The sequence below is a fragment of the Enterobacter sp. 4974935 genome, assembly GCF_058661735.1.
The window spans coordinates 2,535,017-2,553,761 of record NZ_JBZWGT010000003.1 but is presented as its reverse complement, the minus strand read 5'-3'; the positions used below and the strand labels follow the sequence as shown (position 1 = coordinate 2,553,761).

Genomic DNA, 18,745 nt, shown 5'->3' with positions numbered 1-18,745 from the left:
TTCAACCCGTTATTGACACAAATTTTTGAATGCAGTGAACCATTGGAGAGTGACCGGCATAATTGCGATCGCTAAAAAAAGCATTGCCAGTTCCTTGCTTAGCCATCATCTTCCATCAAATGCTTCCAGCGACCAGAGGGGATATGGGGCACTCCAGCTAAAGCTGAACGAGTGTCCTAAAAGACTTGGGTAGTCAGCTATCAATGCGCATGTTCATTCGCTATGAATGTCCGCTTCTGGCACAGAGCGGACTGTCTGCTTAGGTTAAGCCCTGTGCAGCAACAGACCAGATCAGGTTTGAACTAATACAGATATAGCTTACTGAACTGAAACCTTAGTGGCTCCCTGTTCTTCCAAAAACCTGACGCGGGTTGCCAGCGCTTTGATTGCCGCCAGCGCATCAAGCAACATGGGGGTCTGATCGAGGTGCAGCAGGCCACCAATATCTTTGACGTATTCAGGGTCGATAGTTTCAATCTGCTGAGATATCACCCCGCGTCGTGGGGTCTGCGTTTCATCATCCTTAAAAGTGAAGTGCTTGAACTCCATCCGGCAAATATTCAGCAGCGCTTCTTCTGGATCAAGGTTATCGCCGATGTTTTTCATATTTCTGTCGGAAACCGCCGAAGTCAAAATTTCTTTCCACGGTGCCCAGGCATTGGTATTAAACCCCCTGTAAAAAAACCTGCCTGAATCACTTTGTGTGGCATAAGGGAGCATAAACTGCGTTGATGCCCCACTGCTGCCAGCAATTCGGACATAGTTCTGAATGTACCCGTAACCGCTTGCAGCCGGAGGGTTTACTGCAGTAGTGAAATTGATGAGGTTAGGAAAGACTCCAGGGTTGCGTGCGTCATCCAAATTGATGGTGTTTGACGGTAACGCTGCTTCAATCAGGAAGAACCTGTAAGCATCCACCGGCCCCCCGAGTCCACCAACAACCTGGACGTTTCCTGCAGCTGTTCCGACGTCCTTTGTCGCACTACTTCCTAAACCGACGTTTTATAGATTGCCCTGAGGGCACCTGGCCGATAACTTCACCTGATTTTTTTGCAGAATTTATTGGGTGAAAAATATGCAAATTGGCTATGTAAGGGTGTCAACAAATGACCAAAATACGGATCTTCAGCGACAAGCGCTCGAACGCGCAGGATGTGAGCAGATTTTTGAAGAAAAAATGAGCGGAACAGTGGCAAACCGGCCAGCACTCAAAAAACTTCTCAAGGCACTGAATGAGGGGGATACGCTGGTGGTTTGGAAGCTGGATCGCCTTGGGCGCAGCATGCGTAATCTGGTTCTTCTGGTGGACGAGCTCCGGCAGCGCGGTATCCACTTTAAGAGCCTCACGGACAGTATCGATACATCCAGCCCGATGGGGCGCTTCATCTTCCATATCATGTCAGCCCTGGCGGAAATGGAGAGGGAGTTGATTGTTGAGCGTACTCGGGCAGGTCTGGCTGCAGCACGTGAGAAAGGACGAATCGGCGGCAGGCGTCCGAAGCTTACGCAAGAACAATGGGACCAGGCGGGCCGACTGATTGCGAACGGCATGGACAGGAAGCAGGTAGCGATAATTTATGACGTTGCTGTATGCACGCTTTATAAAAAATTTCCCGCTTCAAAGTCGGCTTAATTTTGCTACATAGAGTTGCGGCCATAAAATTTACAAAACTCATAATTCGAAGCGACGTAGAAACTTAGAAACGAAACGGTGAAGCTTTAATCAGCCATGACAGACCCTGTGTCTTGCGCGCATACTCAAATGAAACTACTGTATATAAAAACAGTATTTGAGGTGTGCATTATGGAATTTATCAGGCCTGCAGAACTGCGAGAAATTATTGCTCTTCCGCTTTTCAGTGACTTAGTGCAGTGTGGTTTTCCAAGTCCCGCAGCAGATTACGTTGAACAGCGTATCGATCTCAATGAGTTACTGGTTTCCCACCCCAGCTCAACATATTTCGTTAAAGCTGCAGGCGACTCGATGATTGAGGCCGGGATCAGTGACGGCGATCTGCTGGTGGTGGACAGTTCGCGCACGGCTGTGCACGGTGACATTGTCATCGCTGCGGTGGAAGGGGAGTTCACTGTTAAACGCCTGCAGTTGCGCCCGACCGTGCAACTCAATCCAATGAACAGCGCCTACAGTCCGATCGTTGTTGGCAGCGAAGACACGCTGGACGTTTTCGGCGTCGTGACTTTCATCGTTAAATCTGCGAGCTGAACATGTTTGCGCTCTGTGATGTGAATTCGTTCTACGCATCATGCGAGACGGTGTTTCGGCCTGATTTGAGGGGGCGGCCGGTTGTCGTTCTCTCAAATAATGATGGCTGTGTAATCGCACGCAGCGCAGAAGCAAAAGCGGTCGGAATCACAATGGGGGAGCCATTCTTCAAGCAAAAGGAGCTTTTCCGGCGCGCTGGCGTTGTTTGCTTCAGCAGCAATTACGAGCTTTACGCTGACATGTCGAACCGGGTAATGACGACACTGGAAGAAATGAGCCCCCGCGTCGAAATTTACAGTATCGATGAAGCTTTTTGTGATCTTACTGGAGTGAGAAACTGCCGGGACCTGACCGAGTTCGGCAAGGAGATCCGCGCTACGGTTCTGAAGCGTACGCACCTCACCGTTGGCGTTGGCATTGCCCAAACAAAAACACTCGCTAAACTCGCCAACCACGCCGCAAAGAAATGGCAGCGGCAGACGGGCGGGGTGGTCGATTTGTCCAATATCGATCGACAGCGTCGGTTGTTGGCTATCGTGCCGGTAGAGGACGTATGGGGCGTCGGAAGGCGCATAAGCAAGAAGCTAAACGCCATGGGTATCAAAACGGCTCTGGACCTCTCTGAGCAGAGTACTTGGATTATTCGAAAGCACTTCAATGTCGTCCTGGAACGAACTGTCCGGGAGCTGCGCGGCGAAGCATGTTTGGATCTGGAGGAGTTTGCACCAGCTAAGCAGGAAATCGTCTGCAGTCGGTCATTCGGCGAACGTGTTACTGAGTATGAACAGATGCGCCAGGCTATCTGCAGTTATGCGGCCCGAGGCGCTGAAAAGCTACGCGGCGAGCATCAGTACTGCCGCTTTATCTCGGCGTTCGTGAAGACATCACCCTTTGCCCTAAATGAGCCATATTACGGCAACAGTGCGTCAATGAAGCTTCTCACTCCTACACAGGATTCACGAGACATCATCAACGCCGCGGTAAAGTGCCTGGATAAAATCTGGAAGGATGGTCACAGGTACCAGAAAGCCGGAATTATGCTGGGTGACTTCTTCAGCCAGGGAGTGGCCCAGCTCAACTTATTCGATGAGAATGCGCCGCGGGCCGGTAGCGAAAGGTTGATGGAGGTGCTAGATCACCTGAACGCGAAAGATGGGAAAGGAACACTGTACTTTGCCGGGCAGGGCATACAGCAGCAGTGGCAGATGAAGCGAGAAATGCTTTCGCCAAGATATACTACGCGTTTTAACGATCTTCTTAAGGTAAGATAGTATTCCCGAGATATTGAAATACAAGAATTTTATGAAAATACTACTACTAATTGTATTGAGCGGATTAATTTTTCTTGCTGGTTATTTTTTTGGTAGCGTTAGCCTTACTTGGACTAGCCCGAAATATGCTTCGACAGTAGCATTTTGGGCGATGATAGGAGGGTGGCTTTCAAGCATCCTAACATTCATTGCTGTAGTTGTTTCATTATTTATGGCGTATCAAGCAACTCAGAATGATAAAGAAAAAATCTTACTGAAGACTAAAATGATAGGTAAGAGTTTGTTTGGTGATAGTTGGGATGTTTCTATAGAAATCATTAATTTAAGAGCGATCCATACAAAGGTGGAAGATATTTTTTTAGTGATTGACTCTGAAAAACCTATACATATTGGCCATTTACTTGAAGGAAGGGCGGTGCCATTTCAGCTAACTTTCAAAGGGGAAATGGTCCGACTAAAACTAACAATAGACGCAGGCAATCACTGGTGGCCAATCTTTAGGCAGCTTAATGAATCAAATGATTTGAAATTTAGAAAAGGATTCTATGTAATTCATACACCTCTTCAAACTTATAAAGTTCCCCTTTCAGATGAGGTGTTAAAAATAATAAAAGAAAGATATGAACGGTTTAAGGCAATGCCTTAACGAGAAATTCTCCCTGATTTTTCACATTACCCACGGCGCGCGTCACGGCGTGCCAGATAAACTTGTCGGCGGGCACTGCACCGTCGGCCGCTATCTCTTCAGCTTCTTTCCCGTCTATGTCCTGACGCATCCACTCTCTGGCGGCTTCCGGTGACAGAATTAGCGGCCTGCGGTCGTGAATGTCGACAAGGCCTTTATCAGCTGCAGATGTCACAATGAGGAAACCTTCAGCCTCATCGCCACGCTCGAACGGCGCAATACCGATAGCCGCCATAAAAATCGGCTGGCCGTCGGCGCGGTGTATGAAGTAGGGTTGTTTTTTGTCGCCTTCTTTTTTCCACTCGTACCACCCATCTGCAAAGCATATAGCGCGACCATGCTGCCAGAGAGGTTTGAACATGCGGCTTGTTGCTGCAGTCTCGACGCGCGCGTTAATCAGTGGCGGCTTATCCCACCACCCTGGCGCGTAACCCCAAAGCACCGGATCGAGGTGCAGCTGCTCGTCGCGTTCGCTCAGCAGCAGGACTTTGGTACCAGGTGCCACGTTGTAACGTCCGATTGGTTCAGGGTCGTACGCGATATCGCGATCGGCTTCGTCGGTCAGGTAAGCCAGATATTCTTCGCGGGTTTGTGCTTGTGCAAAACGTCCACACATAGAAACCTCCAGCCTGATGTAAACTGAAAGTATAGGGCAGGGAGAAAAAGTAGCGCGCGCTGGTTAAGTCATACAAACGGATTCGTGGCGATTATGCTGAGCAGGAAGAGAGGCGTAAAGCGATACGTTGTGAAACTGGAAGGACCTACGCAAAGTTTCAACAAAGCTAAAAGAAAAAACTAAACCCGGTAGGGGTGCCGGGTTCGCTGTGATGACAGTAAAGAAATTCATTCATTTGTAAGCCACATATCAGACTCTTCAAACATATCCTCCAGCATACGGTTCAACTTTTCACGATCACTTTTGCTTGCATCACTATTCAAGCCGTTAGCCTGCATAGGTTTTACCTTCACTTCAGCATCAGGGAATATGTGATGAACTCTCTTCGTCAGTTCAGCCAAAATAATTTCTCTGGCACCATCCAAACCTTGGACATTTCGCTTATCGTAAACCAACTCAACGAACATAATAGTCTCCTAAATTTTTATGAGAGGAGGTTGTATTTTTACTGTAAATATATACAGTGTCAAGGTGAGTGAAACGATTTTCAGGATGTGCTTTTTTCGTCTGTCTGAACATAAATTACGGGTAGTTATTCCCCGGTTATTCCCCAATGCTTCCCCACAAGAAATTTACCAATAAAAAAACCAGCCATAAGAGGCTGGTTTTCAATATGTTTTTGGTCGGCACGAGAGGATTTGAACCTCCGACCCCCGACACCCCATGTCGGCATCTCAAGTAAGGAGCAAGTGCGCTTAGCCAGTACCGAGATTACCTCGGAGTGGCCAGTCATGGCACTAAAGACCACACCTACTATTCCAGCCCAAGCGGTCTCACAAAAACTGGACGCAAAAATCAAGGCAAAACGGAATAATTTATTCATATGCGGCTCCTTACTTTCAAGGTTCGATAACACAATACTCATGGTACGTAGCAGTGTTAGAGATAGAAAAATAAGGGCTGGAATAAACGACGTGGCGGTTAGGCTTTGGGTCATGATACTGGCTAAACGCACTGATTGTACAATATCAATTTTATCCACTTACATCAACAAAACCACCTCCAAAACTTACTCCATTTCGGAACAGTGAAGTGCGTAACTTATTGATTGTTAATAGTTGATAATCATATTTCATTGGCGAAAGCAAATCACTTAAGTGATTGATAATTCTAAAATAGGCGTGATTTAAAAACCTTTATGATTTCGCGTATTCTAGAAGAGGATAATCTCTTCAAACGAAAAGTGGTTATCAAAACTCAAAAATATTTAAATACAATCAACTGGTTAGCCTGTTGCTAAAAATGTGTGACGAGAGCATTATTTCTGATGTTTTTACTTAAAAATCAATGTGTCATGATTGGCTTCATGAAATACTGCTGCGTCATATGGAATGGTTCGAAGCCGCAGACCTGATTGTTAAGGGTATGGAAGGCGCGATTAACGCGAAAACCGTCACCTATGACTTTGAACGTCTGATGGAAGGCGCTAAACTGCTGAAATGCTCAGAGTTTGGCGACGCGATTATCGCGAACATGTAATCCACTCGCTGGGTTAAATGACAACGGGAGCCTGAGGGTTCCCGTTTTTTATGCACACAAGACGGAAAACAACGCTATGACCCATGATATCCCGCTCAAGTATTATGACATCGTCGACGAGTATGCGACTGAAACGGCAAAACCGCCAGAAGAGGCGGAGCGTACGCCACTGGCACACTATTTTCAGCTGCTGCTCACTCGCTTATACAACAATGAGGAAATCAGTGAAGAGGCGCAGCGGGAGATGGCTGTCCAGGCGGAGATAGATGAAGCGCGCATTGACGATATTGCGAACTTCCTGAATCAATGGGGCAATGAATAACGCGTCATCGCGCTGAGTAAGCCAGCAGGCTGGCGAGGTCGTGCCGGGTTAGTGATTTTGAAAAGTACCAGCCTTGCACGAGGGCATCGGGGTATCTCTGCGCGATGAACTGATATTGCGTTTCGCTTTCGACTCCCTCAAACACCAGGGTTTTGTGCAGTTTAGCGAGCGCGTCGCTAAAGATCACCAGGATATCCTGTTTATAATGCTCGTTGATGCCATCCACTAACGACTTATCCACTTTGATTTCGTCATATTTGAGATTGGACAGCCTTGCCAGATTAGAGTTTTGCACGCCAAAATCGTCTATTGAAATTTTGACGCCTGCCGATTTAAGATCCTCACAAAACTCTTCAAGGATGGCCGAGGTGGAAACGCCATTCTCGGATAACTCAACTTTGATTAACGATAAGGGAATAGCGTTCTCTAAGCATGCATGACGTAATACCGCCAGAAATTTGCCGTCTTCAATTTCCGTCCGGCCAACGTTCAGTGAAATCATTAACTGATGTTCGGCCGCCAGCCCGGCAATTTCCGCCAGGGATTTCTTTATCATGTTCTGATAATAAACGTTATACAGACCAATTTTTTTTATTAACGGGATAAACAGCTCAGGAGAAACCTCTTTGTGATTGTTATCCTGCCATCTTGATAACACTTCAACCCCGACGATTTTCTTATCAGCAACCCGAATTATGGGCTGAAAATGAACGCTGATAGTATTCGCTATCACCGCCTTGACCAGCGTTCGCTCAAGAGAAAGTCGATCTTCATAAAGTCGAAGAGAAAACAGCGTCAGGGATACCCAGATAAAGTATAAAAACAGGCACAGGAGCACCATCACTACGCGGGAGAGCGATGCCAGTCCGGCATTATGGTGGGTGACGGTAACGCACAAATCCCAGCGCGTGCTGCACTGCGTCACGGTCTGCGTGAATAACAGTGACGACAAGCGGCTAAGGTTTTCTGTAGGTGACGTAACGGTAAAAAAGGTTCGGTCGAAATCTTTCGTGGTAGAACGAAGTGAATAGTTGGCGGTGACCGGAGAGAATTTATCGTAGGCTGAACGTGATGTGAAGATAATAAGATGGTTATAAATTGTCGCATTGCCTACAAAAAAATCTTTCTGTGAAAATTGCGCCAGACTGAATCCGTTCAGGGTGTTGTGAAGCTCAGAGGGAAGGGCGATGGGATTTGCCAGCTTGCCCCAAAATGCGGTGCAGGTGATTTTCCCATTTTCAATAAACCCCACATCGGCGAAATAGAGACTCTGCATCTTTAAATTACGGTAGACGTTCAGGCTGGCGTTATCGCATCCCTTCGCGGAGGTATTTTTAAGCGTACTGGCGATATTTTGCGTCAAGTCTTCGGAATAGCGTAAGAGCGTGTGGGAGATCTCCCTCTGCCGGTCCTTTTGCTGCTCAACGATAATGGCGTTAACCGCATACAGCGACAGGACGACCATAAAGGTTGAGATGATAGCAACGGCAATGGCCTTGATCATTTTCCTGCTGTCCCGCCACGTCCTGAGGTGCAGGGATCTTAACACAGGTCATTAAAGCTACAAGTATGCGCGTTGAGCCCGCACGTAATTGAAAGGAAAGCCACCATGCCGACTCATTACATCTCAGAACCACTCAAACCGTGTTGAGAGCAGTAAGAGTAGCGTACTGGCAGAAACAAGATTAAGGCAGATGACGAACTTGCTCGATACGTTCATGTTATCAGATTCACTTTGCTGTTCAGTAGCCACAGAGAATAGCGGTTCACCTCATGGGAAAAAACGCCAGATTTTGGTGGGGTGAGGCAAAAAAAAGCCCACTAAAAAGTGGGCAAAAAATACTGGAAGCAATGTGAGCAATGTCGTACTGAATACCTGAGTAATTTGCTCAACTATTCAGTAATGAGAAAGATAATCTTTCTCAGTAAAAGATGCAACCCCACGATGAGTGTGGAACGGCAATTTTTATTGCTTAGATTTTACTCAAACGAACCGTGTGATTCTTATCACAAATTTCCTTTCTCAGATCCTGTGCTATCCTTTTCTGTGTCGTTGATTTAATGACAAAAACCATACAGAGAGGAAAGCTATGGGAATTTTATCCTGGATTATCTTTGGGCTGATTGCGGGGATCCTGGCGAAGTGGATTATGCCGGGCAAAGATGGCGGCGGTTTCATCGTCACGATCGTTCTGGGGATTGTGGGTGCAGTCGTCGGTGGCTGGATCAGTACCCTGTTCGGCTTTGGCAGAGTTGATGGCTTCAACTTCGGCAGCTTTGTCGTCGCGGTGATTGGCGCGCTGGTTGTTCTGTTTATCTACAGAAAAATCAAAAGCTAAATCTGACCTGTGTTAAAAAAGGCTGCCTGAGGGCGGCCTTTTTACTTTGGGCGTTACCACCAGCCTAACTGCGTACCGGCGACGGCCACGATGGCGACAATCAGCATGATGAGGGTCGTTTTTCTCATTTATGCCCCCGGCGCGGCGTAACCGCCAAGGAAAAACCAGCCTAAAAACACGACTGCCGTGATAAAAATAACCACCGGAAAGAGGATCCCTATTCTCATGCCATCACCTGTTTGAGTTTGTATAAGGCCGTAGAGTGTACGGTTTTAATCTAACGCGACAAAGCCTGTTTTGTTTTTTCCTTTTTTATCCTGATACATCGCGAGGTCTGCGGTGCGCAGGGCACTATCTTCATCTGTGCAGTGAGGATCAACAATAACGACGCCATAGCTTGCACCGGGATAGAGAATAGTGACATTACCTAACCCATATTCACCCGCGATACGGCCGTTGAGGCGGGTTTTGATAGCGTTGACCTCTGTGCTGGCGTCGCCATCATCGCTGTGACTCAGGCTGGCAACCAGAAATTCATCGCCGCCGAGCCGGCCGATAATTTCGTCCTGCGTTTGCTGGTGAGTCAGTCGATTGCCGACCTGAACGAGGAACCGATCGCCCGCTTCATGACCGTACTGATCATTGATTCGCTTGAAATCATCGAGATCAATAAAGGCAATCATGACGTTGCGGTTAAGATGGCGCGCCAGTGAGAACAGGGTGGTAAGGTTTTCAAAAATGGCGCGACGATTCGGCAGGCCGGTAAGGGCGTCGGTGTAAGAGTGGGCAATGAGCGCCGCATTTGCTTCACGAAGCTGAAGCACAAGCGACTCTTTCTGAATGTACTGACCAATTAACCCGGCAAAGAGCCTGATCACCTGCTCGCCACGCTCGCTGAACTGTTTCTGTGCGGTGCTGGCAGCGCAAAGCGTGCCGTACAGAGAACCGTCAGCCAGGTGAACCGGCACGCTCATATAGGTTGTAATACCCAGTGCTTTTGCCGCTTCACACTCCGGCCAGCGGTCGGGCACCTCGTTACTGAACAAGGTGTCGCTATCCATGGCGCGCTTACAGAGCGTTTCGTCCCAGGGCACGCTGAACCCTTCCGGGATCTGCATTTGCTTGCTGTTACGGGCATATAAAATGTGCTGCAAACGCGCGTTGATATCGATTTTGGTCAGGTAGGTTGATTCCATATCCGTCACAATTTCCAGCATTTCCAGTAGCTGACGCACCAGACTGTCGAGAGATTGCTCGGTGGAGAGGGTTTCTGAAACACGGGCAAGAATGATATCTGACATGAGGCAGGTTGACTCCCATGCAGAAGACCTCTGTATCTGCATGTTATGCTGAAAATATAGACTCCGGTCATAGTAAAACATGAACAGGATTAATTTTATAGATTCTTCTGAAAGCGGATGAAGGAGAGGCTAAAAAAAAGCCCCGATGTTGAGATCGGGGCAAAACATCTTGATTACGGAATGATGTTCTCTGGTCAGAGTGAGAACAGACACCACTATAGGGATGAATCGTGCAGGTTTAATGGAGAAATCATGGAGAAAACGGCGATGACCCGTTACTCTGACGTTTTCAACACCCTGAAGGATCATGATAATGAAATATCTTCTCCTGGCGCTGGTTTTACCGCTGGCCGCATGCTCAACAAAGACACCTCCTCCCGATGCGCCTCAACCGCCGCACGCTATTGGTATGGCAAATCCGGCGTCAGTGTACTGTCTGGAGAAAGGGGGAGAGCAAATCCCTGTACAAAGCCCGCAGGGCGTACGTACCGAGTGCAAATTGCCAGGCGGGGAAGTGATCGATGAATGGGATCTCTATCGCCGCGATCACCCGCAACCGACCAGATGACAACGGCAATAAAACTGCGATACACTTCTCTTTAGGATTATTCTTAGCCAGTTTCTGGCGGTACGTTTGCGAGAAGAAGTATGTTTCAGTTAAAACCGGGCAGCATGGCGATAATTGTGGGTGCGCGTACGACGGCGGGCCGTCGAAATATCGGTAAATCCGTGGAGCTGTTTGGCCTTTGTCAGCCGGGTCAGCGTTTTGTGAACCCGGTTAACGGCGTCATGACGCATTTACCTGATACATCAGCGCGTGCGCTGTGGCTGGTCACCGGTGATGTTTACGCCTTTGATAATCAGCACGGTTTTGCGTTTGTTCGCCCGGAACATTTGATGCCGCTTACTCCCGACGAGATGCCACACAACGTGGATGAGCTGGCAATCGGTTAATCACAGTTCACGCAGCCAGTCCGCCAGTACCCGCGCGTGATTCTGCTCCGTATTTTTCGCCCCATAGAGTAGCGTCACGGTCTGCTGTCGGGCGAGGGCCGCCAGGCGTTTGCCTTCATCCTGCTGCTGCGCCAGCTCTTTACGATAGGCTTCACTGAACGCGGTGAAATCGATCGTTTCACTGTGAAAGGCTTTCCGCAGTTCGCTGGACGGCGTTAGCGCTTTACACCACTCATCACAGGCGAGGTCGGTCTTTTTTATCCCTCGCGGCCAGAGTCTGTCTACCAGCACCCGGTAACCATCGTCTGATGTTGCCTGTTCATAGACGCGCTTACATTGAATCATCCGTTTTCCTCCTACCGTGCAACGTTCGGCAAGAACACTATAGCACCCGGCGTTTAAGCACCCAATTTAAGGTATTGTGATAATTGCAAAAGATCGGTAGTCTGAGGTTCCTTATGTTATCTGAAAATCCTCCGGCATAAGGAATCTCTCATGGAACTCTCCCCGGTTAAAACGACGCTGCGCATTGCGCTGGTTGGTGATTACAATCCCGATGTTATTGCGCACCAGGCGATCCCGCTGGCGATTGACGACGCCGCTGCGGTTCTGGATCTCACCGCTGATTATGACTGGCTCGCCACGCCTGAGCTGACCAACCCCGAAGACCTGGTCGGGTATGATGCCATCTGGCTGGTACCGGCAAGCCCGTATAAAAACACCGAGGCGGCGTTTATTGCCGCGCGTTACGCGCGTGAGAACAGCATCCCTTTTCTCGGCACCTGCGGCGGGTTCCAGCATGCGCTGATTGAGTATGCCCGTAATGTGCTGGGCTGGCACGATGCAGGCCATGCCGAAACCGATACCGAGGGGAGGATGGTGATTGCGCCGCTGGCCTGCTCGCTGGTGGAAAAAACCGACGCGATTGAGCTGCGGAACAACACGCTGATTGCCAAAGCGTACGGCAAGCCGGAAATTCAGGAAGGTTATCACTGCAATTACGGCGTCTCGTCTGAGTTTGCCAGCCAGCTTGAGCGGGGCGACATGCGCGTAACGGGCTGGGACGAGCAGGGCGAGATCCGCGCGGCAGAGCTGCTGACCCATCCTTTCTTTGTCATCACCCTGTTCCAGCATGAGCGGGCGGCGCTTCAAGGGCGCCCGGTGGTGCTGGTACAGGCCATGCTGCGGGCGGCGCAGGGATAAAAAAAGCAGACCGTCAGGTCTGCCTTGAATGTCAGCGGGGTGTGATCTCCCGGTCACGCCCCGCTAGCATGCCGCACAGGGCCATCACTACCGCAGCCAGCGCGCAGGCCAGCAGCGGAATGCGCCAGTCTCCGGCGGTATCGTGAATTTTCCCCATCAGCGGTGGGCCACAGGCCGCCAGCAGATAGCCAATCGACTGTGCCATGCCGGAGAGCGCGGCGGCCTGATGGGCCGAGCTGGCCCGCAGTCCGATAAACGTCAGGCCGAGGATCATGGTGGCGCCGGATCCAAAGCCAAACACCAGCGTCCAGACGACGGCCAGCCCCGGCGCGAACCAGAACCCGGCCGCACTGACGGCGCACATCAGAGCGACAAGCCCGGCTATGCCACGCTGATCGTTAAGACGGTGCAGGATCAGCGGAATGGCGAGACCGGGAACAGCGGTTGCCAGCTGGAGAAGTCCGTGCATGGAGCCAGCCTGCGTTTCGCTGTAGCCGTGGCTAAGTAAAATCGCGGGTAACCAGCCGATAATGACGTAGTAAATCAGCGAGTTAATGCCCAGAAAAAGCGTCACCTGCCAGGCGAGTGCGGAGCGCCAGATTGCCCGATTGTGCAACGCGCCCGCGCCGGTCAGGGTGGCGGCCGGCCTCTGGCGCCATTGCGGTAACCACAGCAGCAGCGCCACCAGCGGGAAGAACATCAGCATCAACAGCGCCCCGTGCCAGCCAGCATTCCCCAGCGACAGCGGGACGATCAGCGCCGACCCTGCGGCAGCGGCGGCCCCCATCGTCAGCGAATAAGCCCCCGTCAGTTTTGCGACCTGGCCCGGAAAATCACGTTTGATTAATCCGGGTAACAGGACATTGCCCAGCGCAATCCCACAGCCCACGATCGCCGTACCGATAAACAGCAGCGAGGCCGACGGCAGCGAACGTACGCCAATCCCGATGCAAATCAGCAGCAGAGCGATAAACAGGCTGCGCTCCATGCCCAGGCGCCGGGCGACGCCTGCGGCAAGGGGAGAGATAAAGGCGAAGGCCAGCAGAGGCAGCGTTGTGAGCAGGCCGGTTTGCGCCGTGCTTAAGCCATAGTCCTGTCGGATGGTGTCGAGCAGGGGGGCGACCCCGGTAAAGGTGACGCGCAGCGTCGTGGCGATCATCAGGATGCCTGCAACCAGCAGCGCGCCCTGTTTCCCGGAAGGTTGAATAGCAGTAGTCATTATTGTCTCTTACGTTCAGGCGAGCGCATACCATACCGATTTAAGTCGTGGTTGAAATCAGGCTAAAATGACAGTTTATCGCTAATATCGGACAACTTTATGTATGGACTGGGACTCGACGGCTACGATCCCGATAGCCAGCACGACGCGGCGGTGGCCTTTCGCATCCGCGTGGTGGCACAAGAACAGTACATTCCGCTGCATCAGCACCGCAAAGGGCAGCTGATTATGGCGCTGGGAGGAGCGATCACCTGTGAAGTAGAGAACGCGATGCTGATGGTGCCGCCCCAGTATGCGGTGTGGATCCCGGGTCAAACGCCGCACAGCAACAAGGCGACGCCCGGCGCGCAGCTCTGCCTGCTGTTTATTGAACCCGGCGCGCTCGAATTGCCGACGCGTACCTGTACGTTGAAAATATCGCCCCTGGTGCGGGAGCTGGTGCTGGCGCTCGCGGACAGGTCACAGGCGGAACTGCCTCTTCCCGCTACCGGAAGGCTGGTTGACGTCCTGTTTGATGAACTGCCCCTGCAACCGCAGGAGCATCTCCAGCTGCCGGTATCTCCGCATCCGAAAATTCGTCTGATGAGTGAGACCATGGCAAACGAACCTGCCGCCTGGCAGACGCTGGCGCAGTGGGCCAGCCACTTTGCCATGAGCGAGCGCAATCTGGCGCGACTGGTGGTGAAAGAGACCGGCTTAAGCTTTCGCCGCTGGCGACACCAGCTCCAGCTGATTGTCGCATTGCAGTTTTTGATCGGCGGGAAGTCGGTCCAGCAGGCGGCGCAGGCGCTGGGGTATGACTCCACCACCGCCTTTATCACCATGTTCAAGAAAGAACTGGGACAGACGCCCGCCCGCTATATCGCAAGCCTGACTACGACTTCCCGATAAACAGCGAAACCAGTCCGGCAGCAATCAGCGGGCCAACCGGCACGCCACGAAACAGCGCCACGCCTAACACGGTGCCCACCAGCAGCCCGGCCACCAGAGAAGGCTGGCTGCTCATCAGCGTCACGCCGCGCCCGCCAAGCCATGAGACAAAAACGCCCACTGCAATCGCCACCAGCGATTTCCAGTTCACAAAGGAGTGCAGCAGCGTTGAGGCCGGTAGCGTTCCGCTGGCAATCGGGGCCATCACACCGATGGTCAAAATAATGATCCCGATGGAAAGCCCCTGTTTTTCTATCCACGGGAAGAAGGTGTTCAACGGTGTGACGCGAACGATGATCAGGACCAGAATGGAAATCGCGACGGTGGTATTGTGGCTGACAAAACCCAGAGCAGCCAGGGCCAGAAGTATGAGTAGTGTAGGGTCGAACATGACGGGATCCTTGCCAAAAATAGTAAGCCTGCTTACTTTACGCACAAACGCGACGGCAGGCAGGCTTTACTGAAAAAATTGTCTATTTTTGGGCATTTGCCTGACGTCAGTCCACCAGTTGCTGGATAAGCGGACTCCCTTCGCGGATAAACACCGGGATGGTTTCCAGCGCCGCAGGCACCCGGATATGCTCCCCACCGGCGTAGCGCTCACCGTTGAGGGCGATCCAGCTATTGCCCGTCGGCAGCCAGACATCGCGCTCACGCTGACCGGCCTGCATAACCGGCGCCACCAGAAGATCTTCACCAAACAGATACTGATCTTCACACGCCCAGCTCTGCTTATCCTTCGGATAGTGCCAGAACAGCGGACGCATGAGCGGGTCTCCGTGCAGATGAGCCTGCCGGTACAACGCGTCAATATACGGGCGCAGGGTTTCGCGCACGGTAAGCCAGTGCTGCATGATGGCGTAATTCTCTTCTCCGTAACTCCACAGCTCATTAGGCGAACCGCTGTTACACTGAGGAATACCGTCACGGTAGCGCTCCGGAGGTTGGATCTGCGGTTCGCGATAGCCGTGCATGCGCAGTACCGGTGTAAACACCGCCCACTGGAACCAACGGATCAGCAATTCATGGAACGCCGGGTCGTTAACGTTCCCTCCCTGGAAGCCGCCGATATCGGTCGTCCACCATGGGATCCCCGCCAGCCCCATATTCAGTCCTGCGGCGAGTTGATTGCGAAAAGCATGGAACGAGGAGTGGACATCACCCGACCACGCCAGCACGCCGAAGCGTTGGCTGCCAGCCCAGGCGCAGCGTACCAGGTTAATAATGTCGGTTTCGCCGTTTGCCTGGAGCCCATCGTAAAAGCCCTGCGCAAAGTCACGCGGGTAGCGATTGCCCACTTCCAGTACCGGACCGGCGTGGTAGCGATAGTTGTCAAAATCATAGGCGCGGTATTCCGGCTCCGCTTCGTCCAGCCAGAACAGCTTAATGCCCATGTCGTAGTAATTTTTCTTCACCGTATCCCAGACGAATTTCCGCGCCTCTGGATGGGTCGCATCAAAGAAGGTGGTATTGCCCATAAAATCGAGGTTGACCTGCACGCCGCGCTCACTGCTGACTAGCCAGCCTTTGGCTTTCATCAGCGGGTAGAGGGGGCTGCGCGCCTCTACCGTTGGCCACACCGACACCATCAGCGCAATACCCATTTCGCGCAGCTCGTCGACCATGCCTTCAGGATCGGGCCAGTCTACGGGGTCGAAGCACCAGGTGCCCTGATTCGGCCAGTGGAAAAAGTCGATGACCATCACCGACAGCGGCAGATTACGGCGGCTATACTCCCGCGCAACCTCAAGCACCTCCTGCTGGGTGCGGTATCGCAATTTGCACTGCCACAGCCCACTGATAAACGCCGGGGCGGGGGGCGGAGTACCGGTGGCTTTCACATACTGGCGGGTGATATCCGCCACCGTGTCAGCGGCGGTGATCCAGTAGTCCATCTCTCCTGTGACGCGGGCGCGCCATTCCGTCTGATTTTTTGCAAAGCTGGCTTCACCAATCGCCGGGTTGTTCCACAGCAGGCCATAGCCAAGGCTGGACTGCATAAAGGGCACGCTGGCCTGGGAGTTGCGCTGAGCCAGCTCCAGCGTACAGCCTTTCAGATCCAGCCACGGCTGTTGATACTGACCCATGCCATAGATGCGTTCATCCGGACGCGATTCAAACCGGACGGTGAGCTGATATTTGCCGCCCATCAGCGGTTTAAATTCGCGGCCATCCAGCTTCAGGGCGCTGACATATTTATCCTGACTCTTCTCGCTGGCACCGATACCCACCGTTGAACGCTGGCGCCACATCTCCTCCAGCAGCAGTTCGCCGCGCTGATTGTAGAAGGCCAGCTGACCTTTAAGGTTCAGGGTCGCGGTAATATTGCCGTTGCGCAGCGTCAGGCTTTCCGCTTCGGCGACAATCTCGGCCTGGCAAGGGGCGGCGGGCAACAGTGCCTGTAAGGCGTCATCAAATGCCGGGGAGCAGGTGGCCCTGACGCGAAGACTGTTTTCTCCCCAGGGTTCGATGCGCAGGATCTGGCGTTCAAAACGCCATTCGATACAGTTGGAATGTTGAATCAGCTCACTCATGGATAATGCGTCCTTCTAAACAGGGTGTTTGGCGAGATGGATGGATTGCATTGTGCTGTCGTCGAGCTTGTACCAGCGCAGCGTGGCAAACGCGCAGAGCGACAAGATGCCAGGTACGACGGTGAAGAGGGCGATGATGCAGTACATGGCCGTGGTAGTTTGTTCCGGGGCATTGGCAACATAGCCGCTTAAGCCCAGCGTCCAGCCAACAATCGCGCCGCTGATCGCCATCCCCAGCTTGAGTACGGCGAGGAAGGTGGAGAAGATCACGCCGTCCATGCGTTTGCCCTGTTTCCATTCGCCGTAATCGGCGACATCCGCCATCATCACCCACATTAGCGTGGTGGTGGCCTGGTAAAGGGTGGAGACGATAAACGTCATGGGCACCAGAATAAGCACCGACTTAGGCGCAAAGAACAGGGCGATGCTGAGTACCCCCGCCAGTACGGAACAATATCCAAACATCTGCACTTTGCTGACGTTCTGCGTCAGACGTTTGGCCAGCGCGCTGCCTGCGGCTTTCCCGAGAATATGCGCGCCGAGCATCCACATAAAATAGCTTGCGCTACCGAGATAATAAGTGACGAAATACATCATTGCGCCAAGGCGAATAACGCCAAAACCAATATTGGCTAATACCAGGACGGCGACAACTCGCCATTGGTCGTTTCGTAATAAATCCCGCAGTTCCGCAAGATAATTATTGTGGGTGGCGGGAGCCTTAATACGTTCACGCGTATTCGCGAAGCAGATCCAGAACATGATGACCGCGACGGTCGCCATAATGGCCATCGCCCAGCGGTAGCCCAGTAATTTATCGTCGCCGCCTAAAAACTCTGCCAGCGGCATCATAAAGAATGTCGACAACGCGCCACCCAGCGTGGCAAGGAAAAAGCGATAAGACTGAAGGGAAATTCGCGCATCGTTGTCGGGCGTAATTACCGCGCCCATGGAGCAATAGGGAATATTGATTGCGGTATACATCAGCATCATCAGGGTATAGCTGACGGTGGCGAAAATCATTTTACCGTGCAGGTCGAGCGACGCCGGCACGGCGTAGGTCAGCAGACAGCTTGCGCCAAAGGGCAGCGCCAGCCACAGCATCCAGGGGCGGAATTTTCCCCAGCGGGTACGCGTCCTGTCTGCGATATAGCCCATCGCCGGATCAATTATGGCATCGGCGGTTCTCGCCAGAAGAAACATAGTGCCCACGAATGCGGCAGGTAACCCCACCACGTCCGTATAGTAAAACGTCAGAAAAATAATGACGTTATCCAGCCCAATATGGCTCGCCATATCGCCTAACCCATAACTGATTTTTTCTTTACGGGTAATTATCTCGGTCATTGTATTCACCTTGCCAGTGTAAGGTTTATTTATGAGGTGCTCCGTAAACAAGGTTAACCATCATGAAAAGGTTAACAATTGCGAGATCTGGCATCGGGGTTACGTAAATTTCTTTTCGTGATACCGGTAACAAATAAAGTATTTAAACAGTGACTTTATATGGGGGAGGGGAGTTAACAGCGAATCGTTTCAGCGAAAAATCGTCATCTCGCGGACGCGTCATTGTCATTTAACTGTCATTATGCGGGAGTAAAAAAAAGG

General features: G+C 51.7%; 24 protein-coding genes and 1 pseudogene. 11 read left to right on the top strand and 14 right to left on the bottom strand.

Annotation, left to right across the window (positions count from 1 at the left end; genetic code table 11):
* Positions 1-318: 318 nt before the first annotated feature.
* Positions 319-918, bottom strand: a complete 600-nt coding sequence (locus AC4OVS_RS13480) for a pyocin knob domain-containing S74 family peptidase (RefSeq protein WP_068795493.1) — start codon at positions 916-918, stop codon at positions 319-321.
* A gap of 157 nt (positions 919-1,075) precedes the next feature.
* Here AC4OVS_RS13480 and AC4OVS_RS13475 point away from each other — a divergent pair, with 157 nt between their 5' ends.
* The 4 genes from AC4OVS_RS13475 to AC4OVS_RS13460 all read left to right on the top strand — a co-directional run bounded on the left by AC4OVS_RS13475 (position 1,076) and on the right by AC4OVS_RS13460 (position 4,141).
* The gene (locus AC4OVS_RS13475) at positions 1,076-1,633 is read left to right on the top strand and encodes a recombinase family protein (protein WP_068795477.1); all 558 of its coding nucleotides are present in this window, start codon (positions 1,076-1,078) and stop codon (positions 1,631-1,633) included.
* A 171-nt stretch (positions 1,634-1,804) separates the two neighbouring features.
* Positions 1,805-2,224, top strand: coding sequence for a translesion error-prone DNA polymerase V autoproteolytic subunit (locus AC4OVS_RS13470; protein ID WP_068795465.1), 420 nt, complete (start codon positions 1,805-1,807; stop codon positions 2,222-2,224).
* Between the two features lie 2 nt (positions 2,225-2,226).
* Positions 2,227-3,495, top strand: a complete 1,269-nt coding sequence (locus AC4OVS_RS13465; protein ID WP_068795466.1) for a Y-family DNA polymerase — start codon at positions 2,227-2,229, stop codon at positions 3,493-3,495.
* A 31-nt stretch (positions 3,496-3,526) separates the two neighbouring features.
* On the top strand, positions 3,527-4,141 hold the full coding sequence (locus AC4OVS_RS13460; RefSeq protein ID WP_491922491.1) for a hypothetical protein: 615 nt from the start codon (positions 3,527-3,529) through the stop codon (positions 4,139-4,141).
* Here the strand turns inward: AC4OVS_RS13460 and AC4OVS_RS13455 are convergent.
* The 3 genes from AC4OVS_RS13455 to AC4OVS_RS13445 all read right to left on the bottom strand — a co-directional run bounded on the left by AC4OVS_RS13455 (position 4,125) and on the right by AC4OVS_RS13445 (position 5,679).
* Positions 4,125-4,796: an SOS response-associated peptidase gene (locus tag AC4OVS_RS13455; protein ID WP_491922490.1), complete on the bottom strand. Its 672-nt coding sequence runs from the start codon at positions 4,794-4,796 to the stop codon at positions 4,125-4,127. The two genes, AC4OVS_RS13460 and AC4OVS_RS13455, sit on opposite strands and share 17 nt — an antisense overlap.
* A gap of 227 nt (positions 4,797-5,023) precedes the next feature.
* Positions 5,024-5,263 carry a DinI family protein gene (locus tag AC4OVS_RS13450; protein ID WP_068795469.1) on the bottom strand — a complete coding sequence of 80 codons (240 nt, stop codon included), beginning with the start codon at positions 5,261-5,263 and terminating at the stop codon, positions 5,024-5,026.
* 125 nt (positions 5,264-5,388) lie between these two features.
* Positions 5,389-5,679, bottom strand: coding sequence for a hypothetical protein (locus AC4OVS_RS13445; RefSeq protein ID WP_491922489.1), 291 nt, complete (start codon positions 5,677-5,679; stop codon positions 5,389-5,391).
* Between the two features lie 485 nt (positions 5,680-6,164).
* On the opposite strand from AC4OVS_RS13445, the pseudogene AC4OVS_RS13440 reads away from it, so the two are divergent.
* Positions 6,165-6,335, top strand: a pseudogene (locus tag AC4OVS_RS13440) (NADP-dependent isocitrate dehydrogenase); the annotation flags it as partial.
* A 76-nt stretch (positions 6,336-6,411) separates the two neighbouring features.
* The gene (locus AC4OVS_RS13435) at positions 6,412-6,657 is read left to right on the top strand and encodes a DUF2543 family protein (protein ID WP_022647773.1); all 246 of its coding nucleotides are present in this window, start codon (positions 6,412-6,414) and stop codon (positions 6,655-6,657) included.
* 4 nt (positions 6,658-6,661) lie between these two features.
* Here AC4OVS_RS13435 and AC4OVS_RS13430 read toward each other — a convergent pair whose 3' ends face one another.
* Together AC4OVS_RS13430 and yncL are read right to left on the bottom strand one after the other, a co-directional pair.
* A complete protein-coding gene (locus AC4OVS_RS13430; protein ID WP_192970197.1) occupies positions 6,662-8,161 on the bottom strand; it encodes an EAL domain-containing protein in 1,500 nt (499 codons plus the stop codon).
* 123 nt (positions 8,162-8,284) lie between these two features.
* Entirely contained in the window at positions 8,285-8,377 is a 93-nt protein-coding gene (yncL, locus tag AC4OVS_RS13425; protein ID WP_071524166.1) for a stress response membrane protein YncL, read from the bottom strand.
* A 370-nt stretch (positions 8,378-8,747) separates the two neighbouring features.
* Here yncL and AC4OVS_RS13420 point away from each other — a divergent pair, with 370 nt between their 5' ends.
* Complete coding sequence (locus AC4OVS_RS13420) at positions 8,748-8,996, top strand: GlsB/YeaQ/YmgE family stress response membrane protein (RefSeq protein WP_022647775.1); 249 nt, start codon at positions 8,748-8,750, stop codon at positions 8,994-8,996.
* Positions 8,997-9,049: 53 nt separating this feature from the next.
* Here AC4OVS_RS13420 and yoaJ read toward each other — a convergent pair whose 3' ends face one another.
* From yoaJ to AC4OVS_RS13405, 3 genes are read right to left on the bottom strand one after another with little or no spacing between them, the layout of a single operon-like run.
* Positions 9,050-9,124: a protein YoaJ gene (yoaJ, locus tag AC4OVS_RS13415; RefSeq protein ID WP_071785224.1), complete on the bottom strand. Its 75-nt coding sequence runs from the start codon at positions 9,122-9,124 to the stop codon at positions 9,050-9,052.
* Complete coding sequence (locus AC4OVS_RS13410; protein ID WP_015570793.1) at positions 9,125-9,223, bottom strand: YoaK family small membrane protein; 99 nt, start codon at positions 9,221-9,223, stop codon at positions 9,125-9,127. It abuts the gene before it with no gap.
* 45 nt (positions 9,224-9,268) lie between these two features.
* A complete protein-coding gene (locus AC4OVS_RS13405; protein ID WP_022647776.1) occupies positions 9,269-10,297 on the bottom strand; it encodes a sensor domain-containing diguanylate cyclase in 1,029 nt (342 codons plus the stop codon).
* Positions 10,298-10,610: 313 nt separating this feature from the next.
* Here AC4OVS_RS13405 and AC4OVS_RS13400 point away from each other — a divergent pair, with 313 nt between their 5' ends.
* Both AC4OVS_RS13400 and AC4OVS_RS13395 read left to right on the top strand, forming a co-directional pair.
* Positions 10,611-10,865, top strand: coding sequence for a putative hemolysin (locus AC4OVS_RS13400; RefSeq protein WP_022647777.1), 255 nt, complete (start codon positions 10,611-10,613; stop codon positions 10,863-10,865).
* 80 nt (positions 10,866-10,945) lie between these two features.
* Positions 10,946-11,251, top strand: coding sequence for a hypothetical protein (locus AC4OVS_RS13395; RefSeq protein WP_023299820.1), 306 nt, complete (start codon positions 10,946-10,948; stop codon positions 11,249-11,251).
* Here the strand turns inward: AC4OVS_RS13395 and AC4OVS_RS13390 are convergent, their stop codons facing one another.
* Positions 11,252-11,596 (bottom strand): DUF488 domain-containing protein, encoded by a 345-nt coding sequence (locus tag AC4OVS_RS13390; RefSeq protein WP_022647779.1) that lies wholly within the window; start codon positions 11,594-11,596, stop codon positions 11,252-11,254.
* Between the two features lie 150 nt (positions 11,597-11,746).
* On the opposite strand from AC4OVS_RS13390, the gene AC4OVS_RS13385 reads away from it, so the two are divergent.
* Entirely contained in the window at positions 11,747-12,454 is a 708-nt protein-coding gene (locus AC4OVS_RS13385; protein WP_022647780.1) for a CTP synthase C-terminal region-related (seleno)protein, read from the top strand.
* A gap of 31 nt (positions 12,455-12,485) precedes the next feature.
* Here the strand turns inward: AC4OVS_RS13385 and AC4OVS_RS13380 are convergent, their stop codons facing one another.
* Complete coding sequence (locus AC4OVS_RS13380; RefSeq protein ID WP_023299822.1) at positions 12,486-13,673, bottom strand: CynX/NimT family MFS transporter; 1,188 nt, start codon at positions 13,671-13,673, stop codon at positions 12,486-12,488.
* A 99-nt stretch (positions 13,674-13,772) separates the two neighbouring features.
* On the opposite strand from AC4OVS_RS13380, the gene AC4OVS_RS13375 reads away from it, so the two are divergent.
* Positions 13,773-14,564: an AraC family transcriptional regulator gene (locus AC4OVS_RS13375; RefSeq protein WP_491922488.1), complete on the top strand. Its 792-nt coding sequence runs from the start codon at positions 13,773-13,775 to the stop codon at positions 14,562-14,564.
* On the opposite strand, the gene AC4OVS_RS13370 is transcribed toward AC4OVS_RS13375, so the two are convergent.
* The 3 genes from AC4OVS_RS13370 to AC4OVS_RS13360 all read right to left on the bottom strand — a co-directional run bounded on the left by AC4OVS_RS13370 (position 14,548) and on the right by AC4OVS_RS13360 (position 18,484).
* Complete coding sequence (locus AC4OVS_RS13370; protein WP_063163243.1) at positions 14,548-14,994, bottom strand: DUF441 domain-containing protein; 447 nt, start codon at positions 14,992-14,994, stop codon at positions 14,548-14,550. The genes AC4OVS_RS13375 and AC4OVS_RS13370 overlap by 17 nt on opposite strands.
* Positions 14,995-15,100: 106 nt before the next feature.
* The gene (locus AC4OVS_RS13365) at positions 15,101-17,137 is read right to left on the bottom strand and encodes a glycoside hydrolase family 31 protein (RefSeq protein ID WP_491922487.1); all 2,037 of its coding nucleotides are present in this window, start codon (positions 17,135-17,137) and stop codon (positions 15,101-15,103) included.
* Positions 17,138-17,152: 15 nt separating this feature from the next.
* Positions 17,153-18,484, bottom strand: coding sequence for a glycoside-pentoside-hexuronide (GPH):cation symporter (locus AC4OVS_RS13360; RefSeq protein WP_491922486.1), 1,332 nt, complete (start codon positions 18,482-18,484; stop codon positions 17,153-17,155).
* Between the last annotated feature and the right edge of the window lie 261 nt (positions 18,485-18,745).